This is a genomic window from Achromobacter sp. SX5 (assembly GCF_056711425.1).
This window is the reverse complement of record NZ_CM160041.1, coordinates 1,977,415-2,003,216: the sequence shown is the minus strand read 5'-3', so window position 1 is coordinate 2,003,216 and position 25,802 is coordinate 1,977,415. Positions and strand designations below refer to the sequence as shown.

Below are 25,802 nucleotides of genomic sequence, written 5' to 3'. Positions count from 1 at the left end.
GGCGCTCAATGCGCCGCGACCGCTTCCCTGCTGTCCTGCTCGACGGCGCGCGGCGGCGCGCCTTCCGCGCCCGGCGGGCAGGCGTTCTTGCAGATCCGCCCGTCCTTCATCACCAGGCTGATGCGGTCCGGGTCGATCAGCAGCGACAGGTCCTCCAGCGGATTGCCGTCGACCATGACCACGTCCGCCAGATAGCCGGGACGCAGCATGCCCAGCTCGTGCGGCCGCTGCATGATCTCCCCGCCCAGCCGGGTGGCCGACACCAGCGCCTCGGTGGGCGTCATGCCGACATAATCCACGAAATACTGGAGATCGGAGGCGTTGGTTCCGTGCGGCATCCAGGCGAAGCCGTAGTCTCCGCCAGGCAGGATGCGTATGCCGCGCCGGTGCATCTTGCGCAGCGATTCGGCGGCGATCTCCAGTTCGCGCTTGTAGCCCATCTGCTCGGCGGCGGCGGGCGTGATGCCGTAGTCGGAAGCATGGAAGGCGGTGCGAACCAGCCAGCCGATGCCCGGCGCCACGAAGTGCCTGTCCTTGTTGGCTTCCAGCATGTCGAGCGCCTCGTCGTCGGCGAAGCTGGCGTGATAGATCATCTCGATGCCGTGCCGCACGCATTGCTTGACCGATTCGCTCGAACGCGCGTGCGCCGCCACGCGCTTGCCGAAACGCTTGGCCTCGGCCGCCAGCATGGCGATCTCCTCTTCCGAGAATGGCGACATTTCGGCCGGCAGCCCGGCGATGTACTCGCCCGACAGATTGATCTTCAGGTGGTCGACGCCGTACTTGATGAAGGTGCGCGCCGACCGCCGGATCTCTTCGGGGCCGCTGCAGACGCTGCCGAAGCTGAGTTCATCGAACGGCATGTGCGGCAGCGTGTTGTCGCCCAGCGCGCCGATCGTGGTGATCTCCTGGCTGCCCGCCAGGTAGCGGGGGCCGGGGCATTCCCCCGCGTCGATCGCGTTGCGCAGCACCACGTCCAGGCGCGGCTTGGCGGCCGCCGCGCCGACGGCCGAGGTCCAGCCCATCTCCAGATAGCGCTTGGCCACGCGCACGCACCAGAGTATGTGTTCCTCCGGCGGCATGAACTGGATGGCGGCGAGCGAGGGCTGGTCGTTCCACGAGAAATGCGTGTGCGCCTCGGTCATCCCGGGCATCAGGAAGCGGCCGCGGCCGTCGATGACGCGCGCGCCATCGCGGCTCACCTGCCGCGGCGCGCGCGCGACCTCGGCGATGCGCGCGCCGTCGATCAGCACCTCGCCCTTGAACACGGCTTCGCCGCTGCCATCGAAGATGGCGACATTGGTAATGGCAATTCTGGACATGACAAGTCTCCTCCGGCCCGCGCCGCGGGCCGGCTTTCTTATGTTGAAACGCCAGGAAAAGAGCGGCTAACGCTGCGCCGCGTAGAACTCCCGCAGGGCCTGCACGCAGGCCTGGGGCTGTTCATAGGTCGTCCAGTGTCCGCAATCGCCGAACACCACGTAACGGCTTGCCGCGATGCGGCCGGCCAGTGCCTCGACGTTGGCCGGCGGCGCCACGCCGTCCTGGTCGCCGGTCACCAGCAGCGCCGGCACGTCCAGCGATTCCACGGCGGCGGGCTGCGCGCCGGCCAGCGCCTCGCAGCTTTGCGCATAGCCTTCCGGCGGCTGGCGCATCACGCTTTCGCGCACCAGCGCCAGCACCGCGGGCTGATCCTGCTTGGTCCGGGCGCTGGTCGCGCCCTTGACGATGGCGTCCGCGATCTCCTGCATGGCCGCGTCGCCGCCGCGCGCCAGCTCGGCGCGCGCGCGGATGCCGGCGCGTCCGGCGTCGGGCGGCGCGGCCAGCGGCCCGAACAGGGCCAGCGACCTGACCCGGCCGGGGTGCGCCACGGCGAAATGCTGGGCCACGATGGTGCCCAGGGAATGCGCGGCGATGTGCAGCGTATCGATCTTCAGTTCCGCCAGCATGCCGGCCAGCGCGTCCACGTAGGTCTGGATGGACAAGGGCTGCGAACCCAGCGGCGAGCGCGCGCTGCCCGGCAGGTCCGGACGGATGACGCGCAAGCCCTCGAACGCGCCCATCACCGGCGTCCAGGTGTTGGAAGAGCCGCCCAGGCCGTGTATGCACAACAGCGCCGGCCCCTCGCCGTCGATTTCCACCGCCAGACCGTTGACGTAGTTCGTGCTCATGCTTGCTCCTCGACAAACGTGTTCTCGATGACGCCCAGACCCTCGACCTCCACGCGCACCACGTCGCCGGCGGCCAGATAGCGCGGCGGCTGCATGCCCATGCCCACGCCCGCGGGCGTGCCCGTCGCGATCACGTCGCCGGGATACAGCGTGATGCCGCGCGAAATCGTTTCGATCAGGAACGGAATGTCGAAGATCATGTTCTCCGTGGGTCCGTCCTGGCGCAGCTCGCCGTTGACCCAGCAGCGCACGCGCGTGCGCGTGCCGTCGAATTCGTCGGCGGTGGCGATCCACGGCCCCATGGGGCAGAACGTGTCGAACGATTTCCCCATGTCCCACTGCTGGTGGCGCATCTGCACGTCGCGGGCGGTGACGTCGTTGACGACCGTATAGCCGAACACGTGCTCCAGCGCCCGGGCGCGCGGGATGTTCTTGCCGCCCTTGCCGATCACGACCGCCAGCTCGGCCTCGTAGTCGATCTGCGACGAGACGCCGGCCGGCAGCAGCACGTCGTCGCGCGGCCCCACCACGCACTCGGGCACCTTGGTGAAGACGATGGGCCAGGACTCGGGATTCGCGTCGTTGTCCTTGAAAACCGAGGCCGACAGCTCCTTGGCGTGGGCGTGGTAGTTGCGTCCCACGCACCACAGGTTGCGGCGCGGCCTGGGCAGCGGGGCCAGCAGCCTCGCCTCGGCCAGCGGCAGCGCCGCTCCCGTTGCGGGCAGTTCGCGGCCCGCGGCCAGCAGGTCGATCACGGCCTGGGCGCCCAGGCGCTTGCGTTCCGCATCGAACGCCAGGGGCGCCACCGTCGCGCCATCGGCGGACACCAGTCCCACTTCCTGGCTGCCGTTCAATATAAAGCTAGCAATGCGCACTACCGTCTCCTTCTTCTACCTGAACAGTCCCGCGGCGGGCCCGTGGCGCGCCGGCAGGTTCGGAGGACTTTATAGGCGCCGGCCGCGGCGCGCTTATCGCCGGGTGCGCGGACTTATCGCAGAGTCAGATCTTGTGCTAGGTGAATACACCTACGCCGGATTCGCGCGCAAACGCCCATAAAATTCCCGCAGGCGCCGCCGCCGCGCAACGGACTCGCCCAGCTGGCTCGCAAGGCGAGGACGAAAAGACAGGAGACGGAGATGCAGGAGACTTATGCCTTGCACGAAGGCGCGTTCGGCCGCGCCGTCGTGCTGGAACTGCGCGATGACCTGATCGCGCACGCGCACGCCGAAGTGCAGCTCGCCCTGTGGCTGGGCGGCTCGCGGGCGCAAGGCCGCGTCGGCCAGACCGTGGTGCCCTACAGCGAAAACCTGGCGCTGGGCGCCAACCCCTACGAGTCGCACGACGCGCGGCTGCTCGAACGTTCGGGCCCGGCGATTTTCCTGGTCCTCTACATCGCCAAGCCCTGGCTGGACGAACGGCGCGCCGCCACCGGCCGCCCGTTCCATTTCGACGCGCCCGGCGTGCCCATCGACGCCGCCGTGCGGCAGAGCTGCTGGCGCCTGCTGGACAAGATCGTCGCGCCGCACCAGCACCCGGGCGCCGATATCGACGCCGAGGTCGAAGCCCTGCTGCTGGCCGCGATCGAATCGTCGGCCGGGCCGGACCGGGCGCCGCGTCCGGTCTCGCCGGCGCCCGCGCTGGACCGCCGGCTGCGCGCGGCCATCGCCTATATGCGCCAGCACGTCCACGAGCCGATGGCCGTGGAGGACGTCGCCAGCCGCGTCGGACTGTCGCGCGGGCACTTCTTCGCGCTGTTCCGCGACCAGCTCAACACCACGCCCCAGGTGTTCTGGAGCGCGGTGCGCGTGGAGGAAGCCGTGCGCCTGCTGGCGCACCAGAAGCAGCCCCTGACCTCGGTGGCGTTGGATCTGGGTTTCTCGACGCCCGGCAATTTTTCGCGCTTTTTCCGCGAGCACATGGGCGTGTCGCCGTCGCGCTTCCGGCGCGCGGCGACCGGGCCGGCGCAGCATCTGCTGACCGGCGTCGACTGAAGCCGCGCTCAGGCGGCCGCGGCCTGCTTCTGGCGCAGCAGCGACAGCGCCGTGTCCTCGATCATGTCCTCCTGGCCGCCGATCATGCCGCGCCGGCCCATTTCGACCAGGATCTCGCGCGCGGGCACGCCGTACTTCTGCTCGGCGCGCTTGGCGAACAGCAGGAACGAGCCGTACACGCCGGCATAGCCCAGCGTGAGCGCGTCGCGGTCGATGCGGATCGGGAAGTCCATGATGGGCACCACGCGGTCTTCGGCCACGTCCTGGATCTTGAACACGTCCACGCCGGTCTCCACGCCCATGAGGTCCAGCACCGACACCAGCACTTCCAGCGGCGTGTTGCCGGCGCCCGCGCCCAGGCCCGCGGCGGCCGCGTCGATGCGTACCGCGCCGGCCTCGATCGCGGCGATGCTGTTGGCCACGCCCATCGCAAGATTGTGGTGGCCGTGAAAGCCCAGCTCCGTCTCGGGGCGCAGCGCGGCGCGCACCGCCTCGATCCTGGACTTGACGGTATGGGGCAGCAGATGGCCGGCCGAGTCGGTGATGTAGATGCAGTTGGCGCCGTAGCCTTCCATCAGCCTGGCCTGCCGCACCAGTCCCTCGGGGCTGTTCATGTGGCTCATCATCAGGAAGCCCACCGTATCCATGCCCAGCTTGCGCGCCTCGCCGATGTGCTGCTCCGAGGTATCGGCCTCGGTGCAGTGCGTGGCCACGCGCAGCGTGTGCACGCCCAGCGCGTGGGCGCGGCGCAGGTCGTCGACCGTGCCGATGCCCGGCAGCAGCAGCGCCGACACCTTGGCCTGCTTCATCTGCGGCACCACCGCCGCGAGGTATTCCTCGTCGGTGTGCAGCGGGAAGCCGTAGTTGACCGACGCGCCGCCCAGGCCGTCGCCGTGCGTGACCTCCAGCATCGGCACGCCGGCCTCGTCCAGGCCGCGGGCGATGGACACCATCTGCTCCAGCGTGATCTGGTGGCGCTTGGGATGCATGCCGTCGCGCAGCGTCATGTCATGCAGTACGACTTTCTTGCCTTTCAGTTCCATGTTCCTGATCTCCTAGTTTGCGGCCGGGACGGCGGCGTCGGCCAGCATCTGTTCGGCGAACATTTCGGCGCTGCGCACCGCCGCCGCGGTCATGATGTCCAGGTTGCCCGAGTACTTGGGCAGGTAGTCGCCCAGGCCCTCGACCTCCAGGTAGACCGACACGCGCCTGCCGTCGAACACCGGCCCGTTGACCAGCCGGTAGCCCGGCACGTACTTCTGCACCTCGGCGATCATGGCGTGTACCGACTCGCGAATTCTGTCCTGGTCGGGCTCGGTCTCGGTCAGGCAATGGACCGTGTCGCGCATGATGAGCGGCGGCTCGGCCGGATTGAGGATGATGATGGCCTTGCCCTTTTTGGCGCCGCCGATGCGTTCCACGGCGCCGGCCGTGGTGCGGGTGAATTCGTCGATGTTCTTGCGGGTGCCGGGGCCGGCCGAGCGCGACGACACGGTGGCCACGATCTCGCCGTATTCCACCGGCTGCACGCGCGAGACGGCGTAGACCATGGGAATGGTGGCCTGGCCGCCGCAGGTGACCATGTTGACGTTGTTGTGCCCGCCGCCCAGCAGGTCCTTGAGGTTGACCGGCGGCACGCAGTACGGGCCGATGGCGGCCGGCGTCAGGTCGATGACCTTGACGCCGCGCGCGGTGAGCTTGTCCGAGTTCTCTTTGTGCACATAGGCGCTGGTGGCGTCGAAAGCGAAGTCGATGCCGTTCTCTTCCAGGTGCGGCAGCAGGCCGTCGACCCCGTCCGAGGTGACGCGCAGACCCATTTCCCGCGCGCGCTTGAGCCCGTCGGATTGCGGGTCTATGCCCACCATCCAGACCGGCTCCAGCACCGGGCTGCGCTGGAGCTTGGCCAGCAGGTCGGTGCCGATGTTGCCCGAGCCGATGATGGCGGCCCGCAGTTTGCGTGACATGGTTTACTCCTTGATGATTGAACGAAAGAACCGCCGCGCCGCCTCAATTGCCCATCAGGCCGAGCGGCGCCAGGGACAGCCCGGGCACGTAGGTGATCGCCAGCAGGGTGGCGATCATGGCCACGATGAAGGCGATGGAGCCGGCCGCCGCCTTCTCCAGCGCAACGCCGCCGATGCGCGCGCCGACGAACAGGTTCACGCCCACCGGCGGGGTGACCATGCCGATCGCCAGGTTGACGATGATCACGATGCCGAAGTGCACCGGGTCCACGCCCACCGCCGTGACCACCGGCAGCAGAATCGGCGTCAGGATGATGATGGCGGCGATGGTCTCCATGAACATGCCCACGAACAGCAGCAGCGCGTTGATCAGCAACAGGATGACGATGGGGTTGTCGGTCAGGTGCACGATGTAGTCGGCGATCACGAACGGAATGCGCTCGATCGCCAGCACCCGGCCGAAGATGGTCGCGGTGCCGACGATGACGATCACGGTGGCCGAGGTCAGCGCCGATCCGGCGATCACCTGGTACAGCCCCTTGAAGCTCAGTTCCTTGTGCACGAAGGCGCCCACCACGAAGCCGTACAGCACGCCCACGGCGGCGGCCTCGGTCGGCGTGAACACGCCGCCGTAGATGCCGCCCAGGATGATCACCGGCGCCAGCAGCGCCCACTTGGCGTCCCATACCGCGGCCGCGATCTCGGCGCCGCTGTAGCGCCGCTCCGAACCGCGGTAGCCGTGCTTGCGCGCGCTGAGGTAGGCCACCACGATCAGCGCCACGCCGATCAGCAGGCCGGGAATGATGCCGGCCAGGAACATCTTGGTGATCGACACGTTGGCCGACACCGCATAGATGATCATCGGGATGCTGGGCGGGATGATGATGCCGATGCTGCCGGCCGCGGCGATCAGGCCGACCGAATAGCCCTTGTCGTAGCCCTGCTGGGCCATGGCCGGCAGCATGATGCCGCCGATCGCGGCCACCGTGGCCGGCCCCGAGCCGGAGATCGCGGCGAAGAACATGCAGGTGACGATGGCGATGATGGCCAGCCCGCCCGTATAGCGCCCGAACAGCACGTTGCCCACGTTGAGCAGGCGGCGCGACAGCCCGCCCTGCCCCATCAGGTCGCCGGCCAAAATGAAGAACGGCACCGCCATGAGCGGGAAGGAATCGATGGAGGTCACCAGCCCCTGGGCGATGTAGCTGCTGCTGACCTTGCCGCTGTAGATCAGCGCGACGGCCGAGGCCAGGCCCAGCGAAATGGCGATGGGGACGCTCAGTATCAGGAGCGCCAGGAAGCTGCCGAACAGCAATAGCGAAATCATGCGCGGCCTCCGTGGCGCAGCGCGCCCAGTTCAACGAAGATGCTTTGCACCAGCCGGAAGATCACCAGCGCGAAGCCGACGGTGGGCGCCAGGTAGATGACGCCCATCGGCAGGCCCAGCGAGGACGAGGTCTGGCCGAACTTGAAGATCTTGAGCGTCAGCGCGTAGCCTTCCTTGACCACCATCGCCGCGAACACGATGAAGAGTGCGTGCGACAGGATCACGAAGCCCGCCTTCAGCCTGCCGGGCAGGCGCGACACCGCCGCCTCCACGCAGATGTGCGCATTGCGCTTGACGGCGTAGCTCACGCCCAGATAGGTGGCCCAGATGAAGCAATAGCGCGCCAGTTCCTCCGACCACGCCAGGGAGCTGTCCATGACGTAGCGCATGAACACCTGGGCGCAGATCAGCAGCGACATGGCCGCCAGGAGGAACACCGTGAGCACTTCTTCCAGGTGCTTGTCTAGAAATTTCCACATGATTGCGTCGTTCCGAAGACGGCCGGCGCGCGGCCGGCCGCGTCGCCGCGATGCGCGGCGGCGGCTTGGAGGCGCGCTTTGCGCGCGCGTTGGAAGGGTTCCGGCGCCCGGCGCCGGCCGGGCTCAGCCGCCGGTCTTGCCGGTTTCGGCCACGATGCGGTCGACGATGTCGCCGCCGACCTTCTTCTTCACCATCTCCTGGATGGGACCCATGCGGCTGGAGAACGCCGCCAGCTCTTCGGGCGTGAGGCTGGTGAAGGTGACCGTGGGCATGGCGGCCTCGGCCTTCTCATCGGCCTTTTGCGCCAGTTCGCGCTGGTAGGCGGTGGTGTCCTTGACGGCCTGCAGGAACGCCTTCTTGTCGGCGTCGCTGAAGCGCTCGTAGACCTCGGGATTGATCAACAGCGGCCACGGCGAATACACGTGGTTGGTCTTGGTGATGTACTTCTGCACTTCGTTGAACTTCATGTCGTAGAAGAGGTTGATCGGCCCCTCCTGCGCGTCGAACGTGCCCTGCTGCAGCGCCGTGAACAGTTCGCCGAAGGCCAGCGGCGCGGGGTTGGCGCCCTCGGCCTTCCAGGCCGCGATGTGCACCTCGTTCTCCATGGTGCGCATCTTCATGCCTTCCAGGTCGGCCGGCGACTTGATCACCTTCTTGCTGTTGGTCAGCTGGCGAAAGCCGTTTTCCCAGTAGGCCACGCCCTTGATGCCGACCTTGTCCAGGCTGGCCAGCAGGCCCTGCCCGATATCGCCGTCCAGCACCCGATAGACGCTGGCCCGGTCCTTGAACAGGAACGGGATGTCCAGCGCGAAGAATTCCTTGTTGAAATTGCCCAGCACCGCCGAGGACACGAAAGTCATGTCCACGTTGCCCAGCTGGATGCTTTCCACCAGTTCGCGTTCGCTGCCGAGCTGCGAATTGGGAAAGATCTCCATCGTGATGCGCCCGTCGGTCTTGGCCGCGAGTTCCTTGGCCAGGTGTTCCAGGGCCTGGTGGCCGGTGTTGCTGGTGGAGGCGGCGTGGCCCGCCTTGAGCACGATTTTTTCGGCCGCCTGCGCCCGGCCCGCAAGGCCGGCCGCGCACAGGGTCGTCGCCGCGGCGATGGCCGCAAGCCGGAACAGCTTCGTGGTGATGAGATTCGTCATTGGTTTGTCTCCAACGCTGCGCCGCTCCCGTGGGAGGCGGCATGTTCTTGTTCGGGTGAATCGGGCTGGGAATGCCGTAGGCGCATTCTAGATTGATGCTAGAATTTTTTCAAATAATGATAGATGCTCTCAACATATGAGAACAATGGCCGAACAGTCCGGCCATTCCACAACCGAAAGAGGAGTCCCTGCATGAACATTGCGGCATCGGAAACAGCGTCCGCACCCTGGAACCCTGAAAGCATGCTGGCCGCGCTGCGCGCCGACGCCGGCATCGGCGAAGTGCTGGCGGGCGCCGACATCGAGGCCCGGTTCCTGAACGACTGGAGCGGCGAGGAAGGCGGCAGGCCGCTGGCCCTGGTGCGTCCGCGCGACACCGCCGAGGTCGCGCGCGTGCTGGCGCTGTGCCACGCGGGACGCTGCCCGGTGGTGCCGCAAGGCGGGCTGACCGGCCTGGCCGGCGGCGCCACGCCGATCGAAGGCTGCGTGCTCGTCTCGCTGGAACGCATGTCCGGCGTGGTCGAACTGGACCCCGCCTCGGCCACCATGACCGTGCTGGCCGGCACGCCGCTGCAGGCCGTGCAGGAAGCCGCGCAGGCCGCCGGCTTTCTGTTCGCGCTGGACCTGGGCGCGCGCGGCTCCTGCCAGATCGGCGGCAACATCGCCACCAATGCCGGCGGCAACCGGGTGATCCGCTACGGCATGGCGCGCGACCTGGTGCTCGGGCTGGAAGCCGTGCTGCCCGACGGCACCGTGCTGTCCATGATGAACAAGATGGTCAAGAACAATGCCGGCCCCGACCTGAAGCATCTGTTCATCGGCACCGAGGGCACGCTGGGCATCGTCACCCAGGCCGTGCTGCGCCTGCATCCGGGCGTCTCGGGCGCCAATACCGCGCTGGTGGCCGCGCCCGATTTCGGCTCGGCCATCAAGCTGCTGCGCCATGCGCAGCACCGCCTGGGCGGCCGGGTCAGCGCGTTCGAGGTGATGTGGCAGGACTACTATGCCGCGGCCACCACCGCCGGCGGCATCGCCGCGCCGCTGCCGGCCACGTATCCGCTGTACGTGCTGCTGGATCTGCAGGCGGCCGCGCCCGAAGAGGACGCGGCGCGCTTCGAGGCGGTGCTGGAGCACGCGCTGGCCGAAGGCTGGATCGCCGACGCCGCCATCGCCCAGTCCCACGCGCAGGCCCAGGCCTTCTGGGAACTGCGCGACGCCATCTCCGAGATGCTGCGCACTTTCGCGCCCACCATCAACTTCGACGTATCCGCGCCCATCTCGCGCATCGAGGAATGCGTGGCCCGGATGCGCCAGGCGCTGGCGCGCGATTTCCCCGACGTGCGCGCGATCTACTTCGGCCACGTGGGCGACGGCAACGTGCATATCGTGGTGGGGCCGCTGCCGGCCGATGGCCGCAAGACCGAAGCGCGCATCGAGGCCGCGTTCTACGACATCGTGCGCAGCCTATCGGGATCAGTCTCGGCCGAGCACGGCATCGGGCTGCACAAGCGGCCGTGGCTGCACTACAGCCGCAATCCGGCGGAGCTGTCGTTGATCGCGGCGATGAAGCGGGCGCTGGACCCGCACGGGCTCATGAATCCGGGGAAGATTCTGGCCGTTTGATAACGGGGCGGTTGGCGCTGTCTGATGGGTTTCGCGCGTTCGGTATTTGAGTTCTTGCTTACGGATTCTCGCGCTACACCCATCCTACGATACCCATCACCCCGCAAAACCCACCACCTACCCCTGGCTGCTGCCCAGCTCCGCGCTGATCCTGCGCGCGGTCTCGCATACCACCGGCGCCAGCGCCTTCATGCGTTTTTCATCCAGGTATTCGAGCGTGCTGGAAACGCTGATCGCGGCGACGGTCTTGCGGCTGCCGTCGCGGATCGGCGCGGCCACGCAGCGGATGGACGGCTCGTCCTCGCCGGTGTCGTAGGCGTAGCCGGCCTGCGCGTAGCCGCGCATCAGCTTGATCCACGCGGACTTGGACACCGGCAGGCGCAGCAGGTGGCGTTGCTGCTCGTAGATGGCTTCCCACTCGTGCTCGCACGCGTCCAGCAGCAGCGCCTTGCCCACGCCGGTGGAGATCAGCGGCTTGCTGCCGCCGATGCGCGAACTGATCTCGACCGCGCGGCGGCTGGATATCTTGTCCAGATAGATCACCAGGCCGTGATCCACGGTGGCCAGGTGCACGGTGTCCGAGGTCTTGTCGGCCAGGGCCTGCAGCATGGGGCGCGCGATGCGCGTCAGCTCCACTTCGGAATAGGCGTGAAAACCCAGCTCCAGCAGCTTGCGGCCCAGCCGGTAGCCGCGCTGCGGATCGCGCTTGAGATAGTTGCGCCGCGCCAGCGCCAGCACGATGCGATGCACCGTGCTGTAGGTCATGCCGGTGTGCTGCGCGATTTCCCCCAGGTCGCCGATGCCGGCGGCGACCGATTCGATGATGTCCAGGCCGCGGATCAGCGTCTGGCTGGAACCCGGTTCCGGGCGCGCGGCCTGGTCGTCCGACTTGGCCGCGGACTTGGCCGCTGACTTGGCCGTGCTGGAGGAGGTCTTTGCTTGCTTCACCTGTTTCACCCTGACGCGGCATGCCATGCCCGCCGCGCATCCCGTTCGGCCAAGACGCCCTTGCTCGACGATGAGCGGGCTTGGCCGCCGGTATTCTACGGTATTGCAAGCGCCGCGGCGCAGTGCGCGTCGGCGGTTTCGGCCGGCGGGCGATCGCGGTTGAAGTGCGCGCCCCGGCTCTCGGCGCGGGCGCGCGCCGCGGCCACGATGAGGTCGGCCACCAGCGCCAGATTACGCAGCTCCAGCAGTTCCAGGCTGGCGCCCTCGCGCTCGAAGCGCGCCTGCATTTCGGCGCGCAGCGCGCCGGTGGTTGCGGCCGCGCGCCGCAGACCCGCATCGCTGCGCACCACGCCCACGTCGCGGCTCATCACTGCGCGCAGCTCGTGCCGCAGCCGCGCCAGGTCCGCGGCCGGCGGCGCGACGGCCGCCGCGTCGCCGGCCAGTTCCAGCCCGCCTGCCGGGCCGGACGCCGCGCCATGCCGCAGGATGTCCCGCGCCGCCGCCCTGCCCGTCACCACGCACTCCAGCAAGGAATTGCTGGCCAGCCGGTTGGCCCCGTGCAGCCCGGTGCAGGCGGCCTCGCCGACCGCGTAAAGCCCCGGCAGATCGCTGCGGCCGGACACGTCGGCAACCACGCCGCCGCAGGTGTAGTGCGCGGCCGGCGCGACGGGAATCGGCATGGCGGTCATGTCGATGCCCAGCGCCAGGCAGCGCGCGTGGATGGTGGGAAAGTGCGCGCGCAGGAATTCCGCCGGCAAGTGGCTGATGTCCAGATGCACGCAGTCCAGCCCGCGGCCGGACATCTCCGCCTGGATGGCGCGCGCCACGATGTCGCGCGGCGCCAGTTCGGCGCGCGGGTCGTGCGCCGGCATGAAACGCTCGCCGTCGGGCAGGCGCAGCACACCGCCCTCGCCGCGCACCGCCTCGGAAATCAGGAAGCCGTCGGCCTGCGGGTGATGCAGGCCGGTGGGATGGAACTGCGTGAACTCCAGATTGGCGACGCGGCAGCCGGCGCGCCACGCCATGGCAATGCCGTCGCCGGTGGCGGCCGGCGGCGCCGTGGTCGTCCGATAGACCTGGCCCGCGCCGCCGCTGGCCAGCACCACGTGCGCGGCGGCGGCGTCGAACACCCGCGCGCCGCGCAAATCCAGCAGGCGCACGCCGCGGCACGCCGCCGGCGCGCCCGACAGCAGCAGGTCCACGGCGCAATGCCGCTCCAGCAGCGTGATGCCGGGCGTCGCGCGCGCCCGCGCGCCCAGCGCGGCCACGATGGCGCGGCCGGTGGCGTCGGCCGCGTGCGCGATGCGGCGCTGGCCGTGCCCGCCTTCGCGCGTCAGGTGCAGGCCGCCGGAATCGGCGCTGAACGCCACGCCTTGTTCGCGCAGCCAGTCGATGGCGCCCCAGGCCTGCCCGATGATGGCGCGGGCGGCGAACGCATCGCACAGCCCCGCGCCCGCCACGAGCGTGTCGCGCACGTGCGCCTGCACGCTGTCGCCGGCGGCCAGCGGCGCGGCGATGCCGCCCTGCGCGCGGTTGCTGGCGCTGTCGGCCAGCCCGCCCTTGGACACCAGCGCGACCCGCCGGCGCGGGGCCAGCTCCAACGCCGCGGCCAGGCCCGCCAACCCGCTGCCGATGATGATGACGTCGAATTCCATGCGCCCGTTCTCCGGTTAGAAATCAGGCCGGACCGACGCGCGCGTACAGCGCGCCGTCGCGGGCCAGGTCGCCGCTGGCCTGCACGCGGCGCTTGCGCCGTTCGGCGAAATCCAGCATGCGGTCGATGGGCCGCTTGGCGCGCAGGCCCAGCGCCGGGTCCAGCAGGATTTCATTGCGCCCGTGTTCCAGCGCGTCGGCCAGGCTGGACAGCGCGTTCATGGCCATCCAGGGACAGTGCGCGCAGCTCTTGCAGGTTGCGCTGTCGCCCGCGGTCGGCGCGGCCAGGAAAGTCTTGCCCGGCGCCTGCGCGCGCATCTTGTGCAGAATGCCCTGGTCGGTCGCCACGATCAGGGTGTCCGTATCCAGCCTGCGGGCGGCGTCGATCAGCTGCGTGGTGGAGCCGACCACGTCGGCCTGCGCCAGCACCGGCTCGGGCGACTCGGGGTGGGCCAGCACCCGGGCCTGCGGATGTTCGGCCCGCATCAGTTCCAGCTCCACGCCCTTGAACTCGTCGTGCACCACGCAGGCGCCCTGCCACAACAGCATGTCGGCGCCGGTCTGGCGCTGGACGTAGGCGCCCAGGTGGCGGTCGGGCGCCCACAGGATCTTCTCGCCGCGCGCGTGCAGCTCGGCGATCAGGTCCAGCGCGATGGACGAGGTCACGACCCAGTCCGCCCTCGCCTTCACCGCGGCGCTGGTGTTGGCGTAGACCACCACGGTCCGGTCGGGATGGGCGTCGCACCACGCGGCGAAGTCCGCGGCCGGGCAGCCCAGGTCCAGCGAGCAGGTGGCTTCCAGGTCCGGCATCAGGATGCGCTTGTCCGGGCTCAGGATCTTGGCGGTCTCGCCCATGAAGCGCACGCCCGCCACCGCCAGCGTGCGCGCCGGATGGTCGCGCCCGAAGCGAGCCATTTCCAGCGAATCGCCGACGCAGCCGCCGGTCTGCTCGGCCAGTTCCTGCAGGGCCGCGTCCACGTAGTAATGGGCCACCAGCACCGCGCCTTCGCGCGCCAGCAGCGTGCGCACGCGGTCGGCGGCGGCGGGCAGGTCGAATTCGTTGGACCGGGCATTCATGGGCGTCTCCGTCAAAATATACTCATTTTGAGTATTTATGGATCAAAAAAAAGGGCACGATTTATGCTAGTGTTGAGCATAAATCGTGTCAACCCGTTTTTGCCCGGATGCGGGGGCTACGCCGTCCTCACGAACAGCGCCCGCAGCTTGCTCCAGAAGTCCCCGCCCAGCACGAAAAAGCTGGCGATCAGCATCACGTCGCCCAGCACCTGCAGCTGCCACATATTGGGCCTGAGGCCGGGCCACAGCTGATCCACATAGGGCTCCAGCATCGAGGTCAGGATGGGAATCAGGAACATCGCCAGGCCGATGGCATGGCGCACCGGACCCACCTTCTGCACCGGCGCGAGCCGTTTGGCATGCCCGAAGACGATGGCCTTGAGCTGCTGGAAGCCCTCCTTGCCCATCACGGCCACGCAGGTCAGCAGCAGCACCTTGTTGGCGATGAAGATGGTGCCGGTCAACGCGGCGATGCGCGAGCCCGGCACGTCGAGGGCGGCGGCGATCGGGATGAGGAACCAGAGCGCGAAGGCCAGGATGAAAAGCGCGATTCCGCACTTGAAGCGCCACCCCGTCCGGGGAGCGGCTTGAGACGTGTTTTCCGGCGATGACATGGCTGACTCCTCTTCAGGTGTCTGAATAAGCCGGGACTGACGGCCCCGGCGGACGTGGCGCGCGGCGGCGCGGTTCGAACAGCCGCAGCATCAGGCAGGCGTACAGCGTGACGGCGATGAACAGGCCCATGCGCACGGCGAAGGCGGTGTAGACGTCCTTGCCCGCGACGCTGTCCTGCACCGACTGGCCGAGCAGGATGACCAGCGTCACCAGCGTGTTGAGCCAGAAGCTCGGCGGATGCCGGGTGGGACTGAGCCGGTACAGCTTGCGCGCGGCCAGCAGGCCGAACAGCAGCATCCACAGAAAGAACATCCAGAGGCTGACGCACAGGCTCAGCGCGCACCAGAACAGCACGGCCAGCAGCCCGCCCAGCAGCGTGGAGCCGAGCAGTTCGCGCGCCGCGCCGTGCGCCGCCGTGACGCAGGACTGCCGCCCCAGGCTGACCGACTTCAGAATGATGGGCATGTAGCCCAGCGGATCGGTCAGCGCCAGCAGGAAGGCGGGCATCACGACCAGCGTGGCGCGCAAGGCCATCCGGGCGGCCTGGTCCGGCGGCAGGACCGGCGCGGCCGGCGGCTTGGGCGCCAGCGCCGGCTCGCGGAACAGCCAGTGACAACAGCCCAGCACGGCGACGGCCGCGAGCAGGCCCTTGGCCAGCGCTTCGACCGCCAGCGCCGCCAGCCGGAAATCGATGGTGCCGGCCGCGGCGATGATGGTCAGCCCGATGATCAGGAACATCGTGAGCACGCCGTTGGCCCCGCGCATGCCGGCGCGAAACGCCAGGAACAGACAGAGGCCGATGAGCAGCACGCCGGCCAGCGGGTAATAGCGCAGCAGCGGGCTGAGCAGCAGCCCGGTGGCCGTGGCCAGCCCGACCGCCGCCACCAGCCCCAGCCCGGCCCGGGCCGACAAGGGCTGGTTCATGCCGGCCAGCAGGAACACGCCCAGCACCGGCGCGACCATCGGTATGGGCAGGTCCAGGCCGAAGCCGATCGCCACGCACAGCGCGACGCCCACGCCCAGGCGCAGGGCGCGCACGCCGCGCGGATCGCGGCCGTCGGCAATGGCGTCAGTAGGCATAGGAAAGCCAGCTCATCAGGCGCAGATAGGCGCGGCCCAGCAGGTTGAGCGGATTGCCGGAGCTGGGAAACGCCATCACTTCGGCCTGTCCGCCCACGCGCACGTCGCGCAGTTCGGGCAGGTCGTCCCGGTCGAACTCGACGATGACCGGAAAGCGCTGCGCCGGGCGCAGCCAGTCGCGGCTGTTCTGCACCGTCGGCAGGCCGCCCGGCGGCGTGCCCGGGCCGACGTTGACGCCATAGCCCACGCTGCGCACCCGGCCGTCGAAGATGCGGCCGGGACGCGCGTCCAGCACGATGCCCACCGGCGTGCCCGGCTCGATATGGCCGAGGTTGTTCTCGGTCATCTCCGCGCTGATCCAGACGTCATGGATCGGGATCAGCGTCATGACGGCCTTGCCGGCGGCGGCGAACTGGCCGACGTCGGTGCGCAGGTCGGTGATCAGTCCGGGCGAACTGGCGCGCACCCGCGTGTTGGCCAGGTCCAGCTCGGCCTTCTGCACGGCGGCCGCGGCGCTGCGCAGCCTGGCGTTGTCCTCGTCGCTGCCGCCCTCCTGCTCGCGCGCCCGCTGCACTTCGGCGCGCGCCGCCGCGACCTGGCTGACGGCCTGCTCCAGGCTGGCGCGGGCGATCTCCAGCCGGCGCAGCGAGACCGTGCCGCGGTCCTCGCGGTACAGGCGTTCGAGCCGGCCGCTGTCCTGGCGCGCCTTCAGTTCGTTGGCCTGCGCGGCCCGCAGCGAGGCCTGGGCCGAATCGATGCCGGCGGTGCTGGCGCCGATCTGCCTGCGCATGGATTCCAGGTCCGCGCGGGCGCGCTCCAGCGCGATGCGGTACTGCTCCGGGTCCACGTCGAACAGTGCGGCCCCGGCCTGCACGTCCTGGTTGTTGCGCACGTAAACCTTGGTCACGCGTCCCGACACTTCCGGCGCCACCGCGATGACGAAGGCCTCCACCCTCGCCTGCTGCGTATACGGGGTATAGCGGTCGGCCAGCAGATACCAGGCCAGGCTCAGCACGATGAGCAGCGCGACCCAGCCCACGCCCTTGCGGGCAGGGTCGGACGGCGCAGGCGCGGCGGCGGGCTGCGGTTCATTCATCGGCTTTCCCCTTCTTCGCGAGCGGCGCGGCCTGCGGTTCGGCCAGCAGGTCGCCCCAGTCGGTGCGCCGCTCCATCTGTTGCCGGGTGGCCGCGTCCAGCACCGGCTCGCCGGTGTGCCAGCCGCCGCCCAGGGCCTTGTACAAGGCGATCAGGTCGCCCACCGCGCCGCCGCGGTTGACCACGTAAGCGTCCTGCTGCGAGGCCACGGCGCGCTGCGCGTCCAGCACGCGCTGGAAGTCGGTATAGCCCTCGCGATAGAGCGCGTTGGCCAGCGCCAGCGAACGCTCGGCGGCCTGCGCCGACTGCTGCAGGATGCGGTCGCGTTCCACAGCCTTGATCAGGCCGCTGGCGGCGTCGTCGGCCTCGCGCGCGGCCTCGCGCACCTCGTCCTGGTAGGCGACGATCAGCTGCTGCAGGCGCGCGTCCTGGACGCGCACGTTGTTCTGCAGCCGGCCGTGGTCGAACACGTTCCAGCTCAGGCTGGGTCCGGCCAGCAGGGCCGCGCCGCCGCCGGTTCCGGCCAGCGAAGTGGCGGTCCAGGCGATGCTGCCCAGCAGGGTCAGCGAGGGATAGAGGTCCGCCTCGGCCACGCCGATCTGGGCCGACTGCGCGGCGATGCGCAATTCCGCGGCGCGCACGTCGGGCCGGCGCAGCAGCAAGTTGGCGGGCACGTCCTGCAGCACCGCGCGGTCGACCAGCGGGACGACCGCCTCTTTCTCGGCCAGTTGCGGGATGGGGCCGGGCGGGCGGCCGATGAGGACGGCCAGCGCGTTGCGCGCGCGCATGATCTGGCTTTCGAACTGGGGGATGGTGCCCAGCGTGCTCAGGTACTGGGTCTTGGCCTGCTGCAGGTCCAGCTCGTCGGTCTCGCCGCTGGCGTACAGGCGCTGCGTGATCTCGTAGCTGCGCTTCTGGATGGCGGCGTTGCCGCGGGCGATGCGCAGCCGCGCCTCGGCGGTGCGCAGCGTGTAGTAGCTGTCGGCCACCTGGGCATGCAGCAGCACCAGCACGTCCTCGCGGTTGGCCTGGGCCTCGAAATACGCCGCGTCGGCCGACTCGATGGCGCGACTGAAACGCCCCCAGAAATCCAGCTCCCAGCCGATGTCGAATCCCGCGCTGTACTGCCAGAAGCTGCTGGGCTGCGGCGTGCCCAGGGCCGAGCGCGAAGCGCGATGCGTGTACAGGGCGTCCGCGCCCGCCACCTGGACCTGGGGATAGAGCCCGCTGCGGGCGATGCCGAGCTGGGCGCGGGCCTCCATGATGCGCAGGCCGGCAATGCGCAGCCCGCCGTTGCCGGCGTCGGCCTGGCCGATCAGGTATTCGAGGACGGGATCGTCGAAGATGCGCCACCACTGGCGCGCGTCGGGCTCGACCCCGGCGCGGGTGGCCTGCTGCAGCGCCGGCGTGTTCCAGCCGTCGGCCCAGGACGCGTGCTGGGGCTGGAAGTCCGGCCCGAGTTTCATGCAGCCGCCCAGGCAGAACACGCCCATCAGCAGCAGCCGATTCGTACAAGTCCGCAGCGACATCGATGGATATCGGATCGATCAGAACCTAGCCGCAACGGCGCGCGCGGCGCCCGTGGACCCGGCTCGGGGCCCTGGCATTTTCAGCCGGGCGCCCGGGCCGGGCGGTCAAAATCCAAAGAAGACGGGTCTCCTGGTCTGGATGCCGCGATTGCATGACGGAATGTCAACTTGCGCATCGATTCTAGGAGCCTTTTTTGCTTCCCGCCAGAGGGGTGTGGACAGGAAGAGACGAGGGTCGGGATGACCCCGTTGCGCCGATGTACAAAACCCGCCGTCCGGCGCTAAATTCGATTGCGCGCCGCGACGCGCGACGCGCACGCAGGTTTCCAGCCATGCACTCCGGAGTGCCGCCATGAACGCTCGAAAGAAGGCAGAAAAGGATAAAAAGTCGGCGCCGGCCAGGCTTTCGGCCAAGGAGTACGACCGTGAGCTCGAACGCCTGCACGTCGAACTGGTCAAGCTCCAGGAATGGGTCGTGCGCACCGGCGCCAAGGTCTGCATCCTGTTCGAAGGGCGCGACGGCGCCGGCAAGGGCGGCACCATCAAGGCCATCACCGAACGCGTGAGCCCGCGGGTGTTCCGCGTGGTGGCCCTGGCCGCGCCGTCCGACCGCGAGAAAACGCAGATGTACATACAGCGCTATCTGCCGCATCTGCCGGCCGCGGGCGAGGTCGTGATCTTCGACCGCAGCTGGTACAACCGCGCGGGCGTCGAGCGCGTGATGGGCTTCTGTTCCGAAGAAGACGTCGACAATTTCCTGAAGGCCGTGCCGCTGGTCGAGCGCGCCATCATCGGCTCCGGCGTGCTGCTGCTCAAGTACTGGCTGGAGGTCAGCCAGGAAGAACAGACGCGCCGGCTGCAGGCCCGCATCAACGACGAACGCAAGATCTGGAAGCTGTCGCGGCTGGACCTGGACTCGTACAGCCGCTGGTACGACTATTCGCGCGCCCGCGACGATATGTTCGAGGCGTCCGACACCGACGTTTCGCCGTGGCACGTCGCCCAATCGGACGACAAGAAGCGGGTGCGCCTGAACATCATCCGCCACCTGCTGGCCAGCATTCCGTACGAGTCCGTGCCGCGGCCCAAGGTCAAGCTGCCCAAGCGCCAGAAGCCGGGCGACTACCGCGAGCCGGACCGTCCGGTAAGGCAGGTGCCCGAGCTGTACTGAGGGCCGCGCATAACCATGAACGCAGCGCCAGTACTGGCCGCCCGGGCCGCGCGCTTGCCTAGAATGGTTGAAAAATCCGCAGCGGCGGCAACACGTCGCCTACTGCGCCCCATCGTTTCTTCGCGGCGGGAGACTTATGCTCGAGGCCATCGAGACGTTCCATTGGGGCGCCATATTCCAGATCGTTCTCATCGACATCCTGCTCGGCGGCGACAACGCCGTCGTGATCGCGCTGGCCTGCCGCAATCTGCCGCCGCGGCAACGAATGCGGGGCATACTCTGGGGCACGGCGGGGGCCGTGCTGTTGCGAGTGCTATTGATCGCCTTCGCGCTGGTGCTGCTGGACATCCCCTTCCTGAAGGCCCTGGGCTGCCTGCTGCTGGTATGGATAGGCATCAAGCTGCTCGCCCCCGAGGAAGACGCGCACGGCAACATCGCCGCGGGCACCAGCGTGCTGTCGGCCATCAAGACCATCATCTTGGCCGATTTCGCGATGAGCCTCGACAACGTCATCGCCATCGCCGGCGCGGCGCAGAACGCCCAGGCCGACCACCAGCTGTATTACGTCATCTTCGGGCTGTGCGTGAGCGTGCCCATCATCGTGTGGGGCAGCACCCTGGTGCTCAAGCTGATCGACCGCTTCCCCATCGCGGTGACCTTCGGCGCCGGGCTGCTGGGCTGGATCGCCGGCGGCATGCTGATCACCGACATCTTCATCGTCGAGCGCTGGGGCGAGCCGGCCGCGCCGCTCAAGCTGGGCGTGGAGCTGGCGGGCGCGCTGCTGGTCATCGTGGCCGGCAAGTGGCTGGCCGCGCGCCGGCGGCGCAAGCGACCGGCCCGCGGCGAATCGGCCTCGACTTCGTAACGGTTTGTGGATTTCCAGGGTTTTCCCCTAGGCCTGCCGTGTCGATTTCCGCTTCACTGGTACGTCGTGTCAGTACGCAAACTCTTCGAAAGGCGGACTCACCATGGCTACCGGTACTGTCAATCTCCATCGCGTCATGCGCACCACGCCCGATCGCCTCTATCGGGCCTTCCTGGAACCCGACGCCGTCGCGCGCTGGCTTCCCCCCTACGGCTACACCTGCCTGGTGCATCAGCTCGACGCCCGAGTCGGCGGCGTGCACAAGATGGCGTTTCGCAATTTCGGCACGGGCCACAGCCACGATTTCGGTGGCGAATACCTGGAACTGATCCCCAACCAGAAAATCCGCTATTCGGACCGGTTCGACGATCCCAGCCTGCCGGGCGACATGCAGACCAGCGTCACGCTGCGCCAGGTATCCTGCGGCACGGAAATCACCATCCGCCAGGAAGGCATCCCCGAGGCCATCCCCACGGAGATGTGCTACCTGGGCTGGCAGGATTCGCTGGACCAGCTCAGGCGCCTGGTCGAGGCCGAGATGCCCGACGATGCCTAGCCGCAACGCGGGATTAATGCTCCAGGTCTAATCCATGCATGCGCCAGGATGCCGAACATGACCGATAAGCGAGCCGCCAAAAGCGCCTCCGTTGCCCCCGGACAGCCCGTGCTGCTGTCCGGCGGCAATCCCCAGATCCCCAAGGGCGAAGGCGACGCGCCGGTGCAGGCCTATATCGCCGCCATGCCCGGCTGGAAGAGCGCGCTGGGCCGGCGCCTGGACGCGCTGATCGTGCGCGCCGTGCCCGGCGTGCACAAGGCGGTCAAATGGAATTCGCCCTTTTACGGGGTCGCGGGCCAGGGCTGGTTTCTCAGCTTCCATTGCTTCACCCGCTACGTGAAGGTGGCCTTCTTCCGCGGCGCTTCGCTGAGTCCAATTCCGCCGGGCGCGTCCAAGCACCCCGCGACGCGCTATCTGGACATCCACGAAAACGATGCGCTGGACGAGGCGCAGTTCCTGGACTGGGTCAGGCAGGCCAGCGAACTGCCCGGCGAACGCATGTAGGACGCCGGCGATTGCTACGCATGGCGGATTTCATCCTTGGGTATGCGTCCCGGCGGCCGATGGACGAGCGGCCCGACATGCTTCATCCTGGACGACAGACAGAAATAGACACCGTTCGCGTCTTGATACTCACTGTGGCGCGGCAAACGCGCAATGAGCGTGCTCAAAAGCTCAAGGGTTGGGGAATCAAGATGAACATCCTGCTGGCGTTCGCGCCCTTCATCGTGTTTGTCATCATCGAAAGGGCTGTCGGGGTGCTGGAAGGATTGGCCGCTGGCGCGATCGTATCGGCCGGGCTGGTGCTGCGCGACTGGATCAGTCCGGAGCGCCGCGTCAAGCTGATGGAGACCGGCACCTTCGTGCTGTTCGCCGGGCTGACGCTGTACGCGCCCATGGTCGACGGCGAATCCTGGACCATCTCCGAGGCGCGCCTGAGGGTGGACACGGGGCTGCTGTTCATCATCCTGCTGACCCTGGCGCTGCGCCGGCCGTTCACGCTGGCCTACGCGCGCGAAAAAGAACCCGAATACGTCTGGAAGGCCCGCAGCTTCGCGCGCATGAAATATGCGATCGCCGCCGCCTGGGCGCTGGCCTTCGCCGTGATGGCGGCGACCGACGCGCTGCTGGTCTACCGCCCGCAGCTGCCGCAGGGCATCGCGATCGCGGTGACGCTGGCCGCGCTTGCGGGGGCGATGAAGTTCACGGCGTGGTATAGAGACCGGATGTGGGCGACAACGTCCAGATAGCTTGGTGCGGACCGACGGGTTGCGCGCGCCGGTCGTTTGCGTTCTTGCATAAAGGCTCTCGCGCTCTACCCATCCTACTGGAAGTGATACCGCTCGCGGTAACCCACCGGCGACATGCCGCAGTACTTGCTGAAGATGTCGCGAAAGGCCTTGGTGTCGTTGTAGCCGACCTCGTACATGACCTCGGCCACGCTTTTGCGCGAGGTCTCCAGGCGTTTCTTGGCCGCTTCCACCCTCACCCGCTGCAGGTATTCCACGATGCTGTTGCCGGTGGCCTGGCGGAAGCGCCGTTCCAGGGTGCGCCGGCCCATCGCGTGGCGGCCGGCCAGTTCCTCGACCGTGATCTTCTCCGTGTAGCGGCCTTCGATGTAGTCCTGCACCGCGCGCACCACCTCGTCGGCATGCGCCTTCTGGCCCATGAACACCGAGAACGGCAGCTGGCTCTGGCGGCTCCAGTCCAGCTGGAAGTACTTGGCGCACCAGATGGCGGTTTCGCGGTCGGTGTATTTCTCGATCAGGTGCAGCACCAGGTGCGCGGCCGAGAACGCGCCGCCGCTGGTGTAGATGCCATTGTCGGCCATGACCACGCGGTCGCTGACCCAGCGCACGTTGGGAAACATGCTGGCGTACAGGTTCTGCGCGACCCAGTGCACCACCGCCTGCTGGCCGTCGAGCAGGCCGCCGGCCGCCAGCAGCGCGGCGCCCATGCACAGGCTGGCGGCCTCGCCGCCGGCGCGGTGGTGGCGCGCCAGCCATTCGATCAGCTCGCGGTTCGACAGCACCGCGTCCGACACCGAACCCAGCAGCGGCGGCGCGATGCAGATGTCGATGTCCGCCGCCTCGTCCAGCACCATGTCGGCCTGCACGGTGATACGGCCGTCGTCCAGGCTGACCTCGCGCGTCAGGGCCAGCGTGCATACCTTGAACCGGGGCTCGCGCCCGTGCGCGGCCAGGTATTCGTTGGCGACCAGGAAGCCGTGCCGGGCGGTTTCCAGGGACGCGATGTTGGCCCCGCGGGGCAGCAGGAAAGCGATGTTTTTCATCCTGCAAAGCATACGCCTGGCGGCTGTCGCAATCCACCCTCAAGAATGTCGCAATTACCTATCTGAAAGCGCGGCCGATCCCGATACAGTGACATACACCGGAACCCGCTCCGGCATGTGCCGAGAGGCGGCTCGCGGGGCCGCCGGGCGCATCAGAACAACACCAGGAGTTCATCATGGAAAAGTACATAGACGGCTTTCTACTGAGCGTGCCCACGGCCAATCTGGACGCCTACCAGAAGATGTCCAGCCTGGCCCGGACCATCTGGCTCGAGCACGGCGCGCTGGACTACCGCGAAGGCGCGGCCGACGACATCGACGGCGAAGGCTTCGGCTCGTTCACCGCCGCGGCCGGCGCGCGCGAAGGCGAGACCGTCGTATTCGCCTGGATTCTGTACGCCAGCCGGGCCGAGCGGGACCGCATCAACGCCAAGGTCATGGCCGATCCGCGCCTGAAGGACATGTGCTGCGAAGGCGTGTTCGACACCAAGCGGATGTGCTGGGGGGGATTCCGCACGCTGGTCGGCGACTGAACCCAATATCGGAGATCCACATGAACACCCCTGCAAGCAAGCCCATCCCCGAAGGCATGCACACGCTGACCCCGCACATCGTGTGCGAAGGCGCGGCGCAAGCCATCGACTTTTTCAAGAAAGCGTTCAACGCCCAGGAAATCACGCGGCTGGCCGGACCCAACGGCAAAGTCATGCACGCGGCCGTGCGCATCGGCGACTCGGTGCTGATGCTGATGGACGACTTCCCCGAATGGGGCTCGCTGGGCCCCAAGGCGCTCAAGGGCACGCCGGTCACGCTGCACCTGTACGTGGAAGACGTGGACGCGGCCATCAAGCAGGCCGTGTCCGCCGGCGCCCAGGTGACCATGCCGGCGGCCGACATGTTCTGGGGCGACCGCTATGGCCAGGTGGTGGACCCTTACGGCCACCGCTGGTCCATCGCCACGCACAAGTTCGACCTGACGCCGGACGAAATCCGCGAGAACATGGCCAAGATGGGAGACATGCAGGGCTGCGGCGATCCCGCCAAGAAGCCCCAGCCCTGAGCCCTTCAGCTGGCTACGCGGCGCTGGGTGCGGAAAAAGCGCCAGATCAGCGCCGAGGCATCGGGGCCGTTGGCCGAGTGGTAGCGCACGGACCCGTCTCCGCCGCTCCAGGCGTGCTCCAGCCGGATGATCTCGCACAGGCGCAGCACGGTGCTGCGCCCGCGCTGCAGGTCCAGCCGGCGATAGGCCCGCTCGGTGCCCAGCCCCAGCACGCGCTCGACCGGCGCGGCGTCGGCCGGCACGCCGTTGAGCGCGCGGAACTGCTCGAACAACTGGCGCGCATTGCGCGGCGCCACCGCCGGGTCCAGATGGCCATGCAGGATCAGCGCGGGCATGCCCAGCCGGAAAACAGCCGGGTCCGCGATGTTTTCCAGGAGCGGCGCGAGCGGCTTGACGCTGCCGCGCCGCATGGCGGCCAGGCCGCCGGCCGCGCTATGGGCGTCGCCGGCCACCGGCCCCGAATGCATGGCCACCGCGGCGATCAGGCGCGGATGCCGCAGCGCCACCAGCGCGGCCATGCCCGCCCCCGCCGACAGGCCGGCGATGTAGATGCGCTCCGGGTCCACCCCGAAGCGGGCCGCTTCCGAGCGGATCAGCCCGGCGATCAGGTCGGCCTCGGCCCCGCCGTGCGCGTCGTCCGGCTGGAACCAGCGCCAGCAGCGCTGCACCTGGCGCGCCAGCGACTGCTGCGGATACAGCACCATGAAACCGCCGGCATCGGCCCATTGGTTCATGCGTGAGCCGCGCGCGAACGCCAGGCTCGTCTGGCGGCAGCCATGCAGCATCACCACCAGCGGCATGCCGGTACGCGGCGCGGAAACCGGCGTATAGCGCGCGAAGGCGAGGCGCCGGCCGGACCCGTCGGTGTACTGGCGGGAGGCCTCCCAGCGCCCGGCTCCCAGGCCGGCGGACGCCGCCGCCGCGGCCTTGGCGGCGGGTTTGGCGGCCGGTTTCGCCGGTTTGCGGCGCACGGCCGCCCGCCTGGCGGCCTTGGGCGCGGCCGCCAGCAACGCGGCGCGCTGCAGCCGGCCGAGCCGCTTGGCGGTCTTGAATATCAGACTGGTGAAACTGCGCGCCATCCGAACCTCGGTCAGTCAGCCCCTGGAGAATGTATCGTATGGTAACTGCGCCAGCGCGATCTCCCGGACCCCGCGGCAAG

26 protein-coding genes are annotated in these 25,802 nt (G+C 68.4%); 9 read left to right on the top strand and 17 right to left on the bottom strand.

The genetic code is table 11. The features are described from left to right. Positions 1–5 precede the first annotated feature (5 nt). The 3 genes from AC1M14_RS09440 to AC1M14_RS09430 form a co-directional block, all read right to left on the bottom strand. A complete protein-coding gene (locus AC1M14_RS09440; RefSeq protein ID WP_479731461.1) occupies positions 6–1,322 on the bottom strand; it encodes a metal-dependent hydrolase family protein in 1,317 nt (438 codons plus the stop codon). 66 nt (positions 1,323–1,388) lie between these two features. Further along, a complete protein-coding gene (locus AC1M14_RS09435) occupies positions 1,389–2,171 on the bottom strand; it encodes an alpha/beta fold hydrolase (protein WP_209165238.1) in 783 nt (260 codons plus the stop codon). Further along, entirely contained in the window at positions 2,168–3,046 is an 879-nt protein-coding gene (locus tag AC1M14_RS09430) for a fumarylacetoacetate hydrolase family protein (RefSeq protein WP_111824705.1), read from the bottom strand. The genes AC1M14_RS09435 and AC1M14_RS09430 overlap by 4 nt, the downstream gene beginning before the upstream one ends. Before the next feature lie 261 nt (positions 3,047–3,307). Here AC1M14_RS09430 and AC1M14_RS09425 point away from each other — a divergent pair, with 261 nt between their 5' ends. Continuing rightward, the gene (locus tag AC1M14_RS09425; protein WP_102772304.1) at positions 3,308–4,162 is read left to right on the top strand and encodes a helix-turn-helix domain-containing protein; all 855 of its coding nucleotides are present in this window, start codon (positions 3,308–3,310) and stop codon (positions 4,160–4,162) included. An 8-nt stretch (positions 4,163–4,170) separates the two neighbouring features. Here the strand turns inward: AC1M14_RS09425 and dmpG are convergent, their stop codons facing one another. From dmpG to AC1M14_RS09400, 5 genes are all read right to left on the bottom strand, one after another. Then, positions 4,171–5,205 (bottom strand): 4-hydroxy-2-oxovalerate aldolase, encoded by a 1,035-nt coding sequence (dmpG, locus tag AC1M14_RS09420; RefSeq protein WP_102772305.1) that lies wholly within the window; start codon positions 5,203–5,205, stop codon positions 4,171–4,173. Between the two features lie 12 nt (positions 5,206–5,217). Further along, positions 5,218–6,126 (bottom strand): acetaldehyde dehydrogenase (acetylating), encoded by a 909-nt coding sequence (locus AC1M14_RS09415; RefSeq protein ID WP_102772306.1) that lies wholly within the window; start codon positions 6,124–6,126, stop codon positions 5,218–5,220. 43 nt (positions 6,127–6,169) lie between these two features. Further along, positions 6,170–7,453: a TRAP transporter large permease gene (locus AC1M14_RS09410; protein WP_102772307.1), complete on the bottom strand. Its 1,284-nt coding sequence runs from the start codon at positions 7,451–7,453 to the stop codon at positions 6,170–6,172. After that, entirely contained in the window at positions 7,450–7,932 is a 483-nt protein-coding gene (locus tag AC1M14_RS09405; RefSeq protein WP_102772308.1) for a TRAP transporter small permease, read from the bottom strand. The genes AC1M14_RS09410 and AC1M14_RS09405 overlap by 4 nt, the downstream gene beginning before the upstream one ends. 123 nt (positions 7,933–8,055) lie before the next feature. Then, the gene (locus AC1M14_RS09400; protein ID WP_102772309.1) at positions 8,056–9,078 is read right to left on the bottom strand and encodes a TRAP transporter substrate-binding protein; all 1,023 of its coding nucleotides are present in this window, start codon (positions 9,076–9,078) and stop codon (positions 8,056–8,058) included. A 192-nt stretch (positions 9,079–9,270) separates the two neighbouring features. On the opposite strand from AC1M14_RS09400, the gene AC1M14_RS09395 reads away from it, so the two are divergent. Then, positions 9,271–10,701 carry an FAD-binding oxidoreductase gene (locus tag AC1M14_RS09395; RefSeq protein WP_479731460.1) on the top strand — a complete coding sequence of 477 codons (1,431 nt, stop codon included), beginning with the start codon at positions 9,271–9,273 and terminating at the stop codon, positions 10,699–10,701. Positions 10,702–10,818: 117 nt separating this feature from the next. Here AC1M14_RS09395 and AC1M14_RS09390 read toward each other — a convergent pair whose 3' ends face one another. The 7 genes from AC1M14_RS09390 to AC1M14_RS09360 all read right to left on the bottom strand — a co-directional run bounded on the left by AC1M14_RS09390 (position 10,819) and on the right by AC1M14_RS09360 (position 18,698). Next, on the bottom strand, positions 10,819–11,649 hold the full coding sequence (locus tag AC1M14_RS09390; RefSeq protein ID WP_479731459.1) for an IclR family transcriptional regulator: 831 nt from the start codon (positions 11,647–11,649) through the stop codon (positions 10,819–10,821). Between the two features lie 95 nt (positions 11,650–11,744). After that, positions 11,745–13,304 (bottom strand): L-aspartate oxidase, encoded by a 1,560-nt coding sequence (nadB, locus tag AC1M14_RS09385; protein ID WP_479731458.1) that lies wholly within the window; start codon positions 13,302–13,304, stop codon positions 11,745–11,747. 22 nt (positions 13,305–13,326) lie between these two features. Next, on the bottom strand, positions 13,327–14,379 hold the full coding sequence (nadA, locus tag AC1M14_RS09380; RefSeq protein WP_479731457.1) for a quinolinate synthase NadA: 1,053 nt from the start codon (positions 14,377–14,379) through the stop codon (positions 13,327–13,329). Positions 14,380–14,495: 116 nt separating this feature from the next. After that, the gene (locus AC1M14_RS09375; protein ID WP_479731456.1) at positions 14,496–14,993 is read right to left on the bottom strand and encodes a transporter suffix domain-containing protein; all 498 of its coding nucleotides are present in this window, start codon (positions 14,991–14,993) and stop codon (positions 14,496–14,498) included. Positions 14,994–15,006: 13 nt separating this feature from the next. Further along, positions 15,007–16,074: a DUF2955 domain-containing protein gene (locus AC1M14_RS09370; protein WP_479731455.1), complete on the bottom strand. Its 1,068-nt coding sequence runs from the start codon at positions 16,072–16,074 to the stop codon at positions 15,007–15,009. Further along, positions 16,064–17,170, bottom strand: coding sequence for an HlyD family secretion protein (locus AC1M14_RS09365; RefSeq protein ID WP_102772316.1), 1,107 nt, complete (start codon positions 17,168–17,170; stop codon positions 16,064–16,066). The genes AC1M14_RS09370 and AC1M14_RS09365 overlap by 11 nt, the downstream gene beginning before the upstream one ends. Beyond that, positions 17,163–18,698, bottom strand: a complete 1,536-nt coding sequence (locus AC1M14_RS09360; RefSeq protein ID WP_479731454.1) for an efflux transporter outer membrane subunit — start codon at positions 18,696–18,698, stop codon at positions 17,163–17,165. The genes AC1M14_RS09365 and AC1M14_RS09360 overlap by 8 nt, the downstream gene beginning before the upstream one ends. A 352-nt stretch (positions 18,699–19,050) precedes the next feature. On the opposite strand from AC1M14_RS09360, the gene ppk2 reads away from it, so the two are divergent. The 5 genes from ppk2 to AC1M14_RS09335 all read left to right on the top strand — a co-directional run bounded on the left by ppk2 (position 19,051) and on the right by AC1M14_RS09335 (position 22,540). Beyond that, positions 19,051–19,869 (top strand): polyphosphate kinase 2, encoded by an 819-nt coding sequence (gene ppk2 / locus AC1M14_RS09355; RefSeq protein ID WP_102772318.1) that lies wholly within the window; start codon positions 19,051–19,053, stop codon positions 19,867–19,869. Between the two features lie 136 nt (positions 19,870–20,005). Further along, on the top strand, positions 20,006–20,734 hold the full coding sequence (locus tag AC1M14_RS09350) for a TerC family protein (RefSeq protein WP_102772319.1): 729 nt from the start codon (positions 20,006–20,008) through the stop codon (positions 20,732–20,734). 103 nt (positions 20,735–20,837) lie between these two features. After that, positions 20,838–21,290, top strand: a complete 453-nt coding sequence (locus AC1M14_RS09345; RefSeq protein ID WP_102772320.1) for an SRPBCC family protein — start codon at positions 20,838–20,840, stop codon at positions 21,288–21,290. Positions 21,291–21,347: 57 nt separating this feature from the next. Beyond that, positions 21,348–21,794, top strand: coding sequence for a DUF1801 domain-containing protein (locus AC1M14_RS09340; RefSeq protein WP_479731453.1), 447 nt, complete (start codon positions 21,348–21,350; stop codon positions 21,792–21,794). Positions 21,795–21,985: 191 nt separating this feature from the next. Next, positions 21,986–22,540, top strand: a complete 555-nt coding sequence (locus tag AC1M14_RS09335; RefSeq protein ID WP_102772322.1) for a hypothetical protein — start codon at positions 21,986–21,988, stop codon at positions 22,538–22,540. Between the two features lie 74 nt (positions 22,541–22,614). On the opposite strand, the gene AC1M14_RS09330 is transcribed toward AC1M14_RS09335, so the two are convergent. Continuing rightward, positions 22,615–23,595 (bottom strand): GlxA family transcriptional regulator, encoded by a 981-nt coding sequence (locus tag AC1M14_RS09330; protein WP_102772323.1) that lies wholly within the window; start codon positions 23,593–23,595, stop codon positions 22,615–22,617. Between the two features lie 164 nt (positions 23,596–23,759). Here AC1M14_RS09330 and AC1M14_RS09325 point away from each other — a divergent pair, with 164 nt between their 5' ends. Next, the gene (locus AC1M14_RS09325) at positions 23,760–24,116 is read left to right on the top strand and encodes a DUF1428 domain-containing protein (RefSeq protein ID WP_102772324.1); all 357 of its coding nucleotides are present in this window, start codon (positions 23,760–23,762) and stop codon (positions 24,114–24,116) included. A gap of 20 nt (positions 24,117–24,136) precedes the next feature. Further along, entirely contained in the window at positions 24,137–24,643 is a 507-nt protein-coding gene (locus AC1M14_RS09320; RefSeq protein ID WP_479731452.1) for a VOC family protein, read from the top strand. A gap of 5 nt (positions 24,644–24,648) precedes the next feature. Here AC1M14_RS09320 and AC1M14_RS09315 read toward each other — a convergent pair whose 3' ends face one another. Continuing rightward, entirely contained in the window at positions 24,649–25,722 is a 1,074-nt protein-coding gene (locus AC1M14_RS09315; RefSeq protein ID WP_479731451.1) for an extracellular catalytic domain type 1 short-chain-length polyhydroxyalkanoate depolymerase, read from the bottom strand. Positions 25,723–25,802 lie beyond the last annotated feature (80 nt).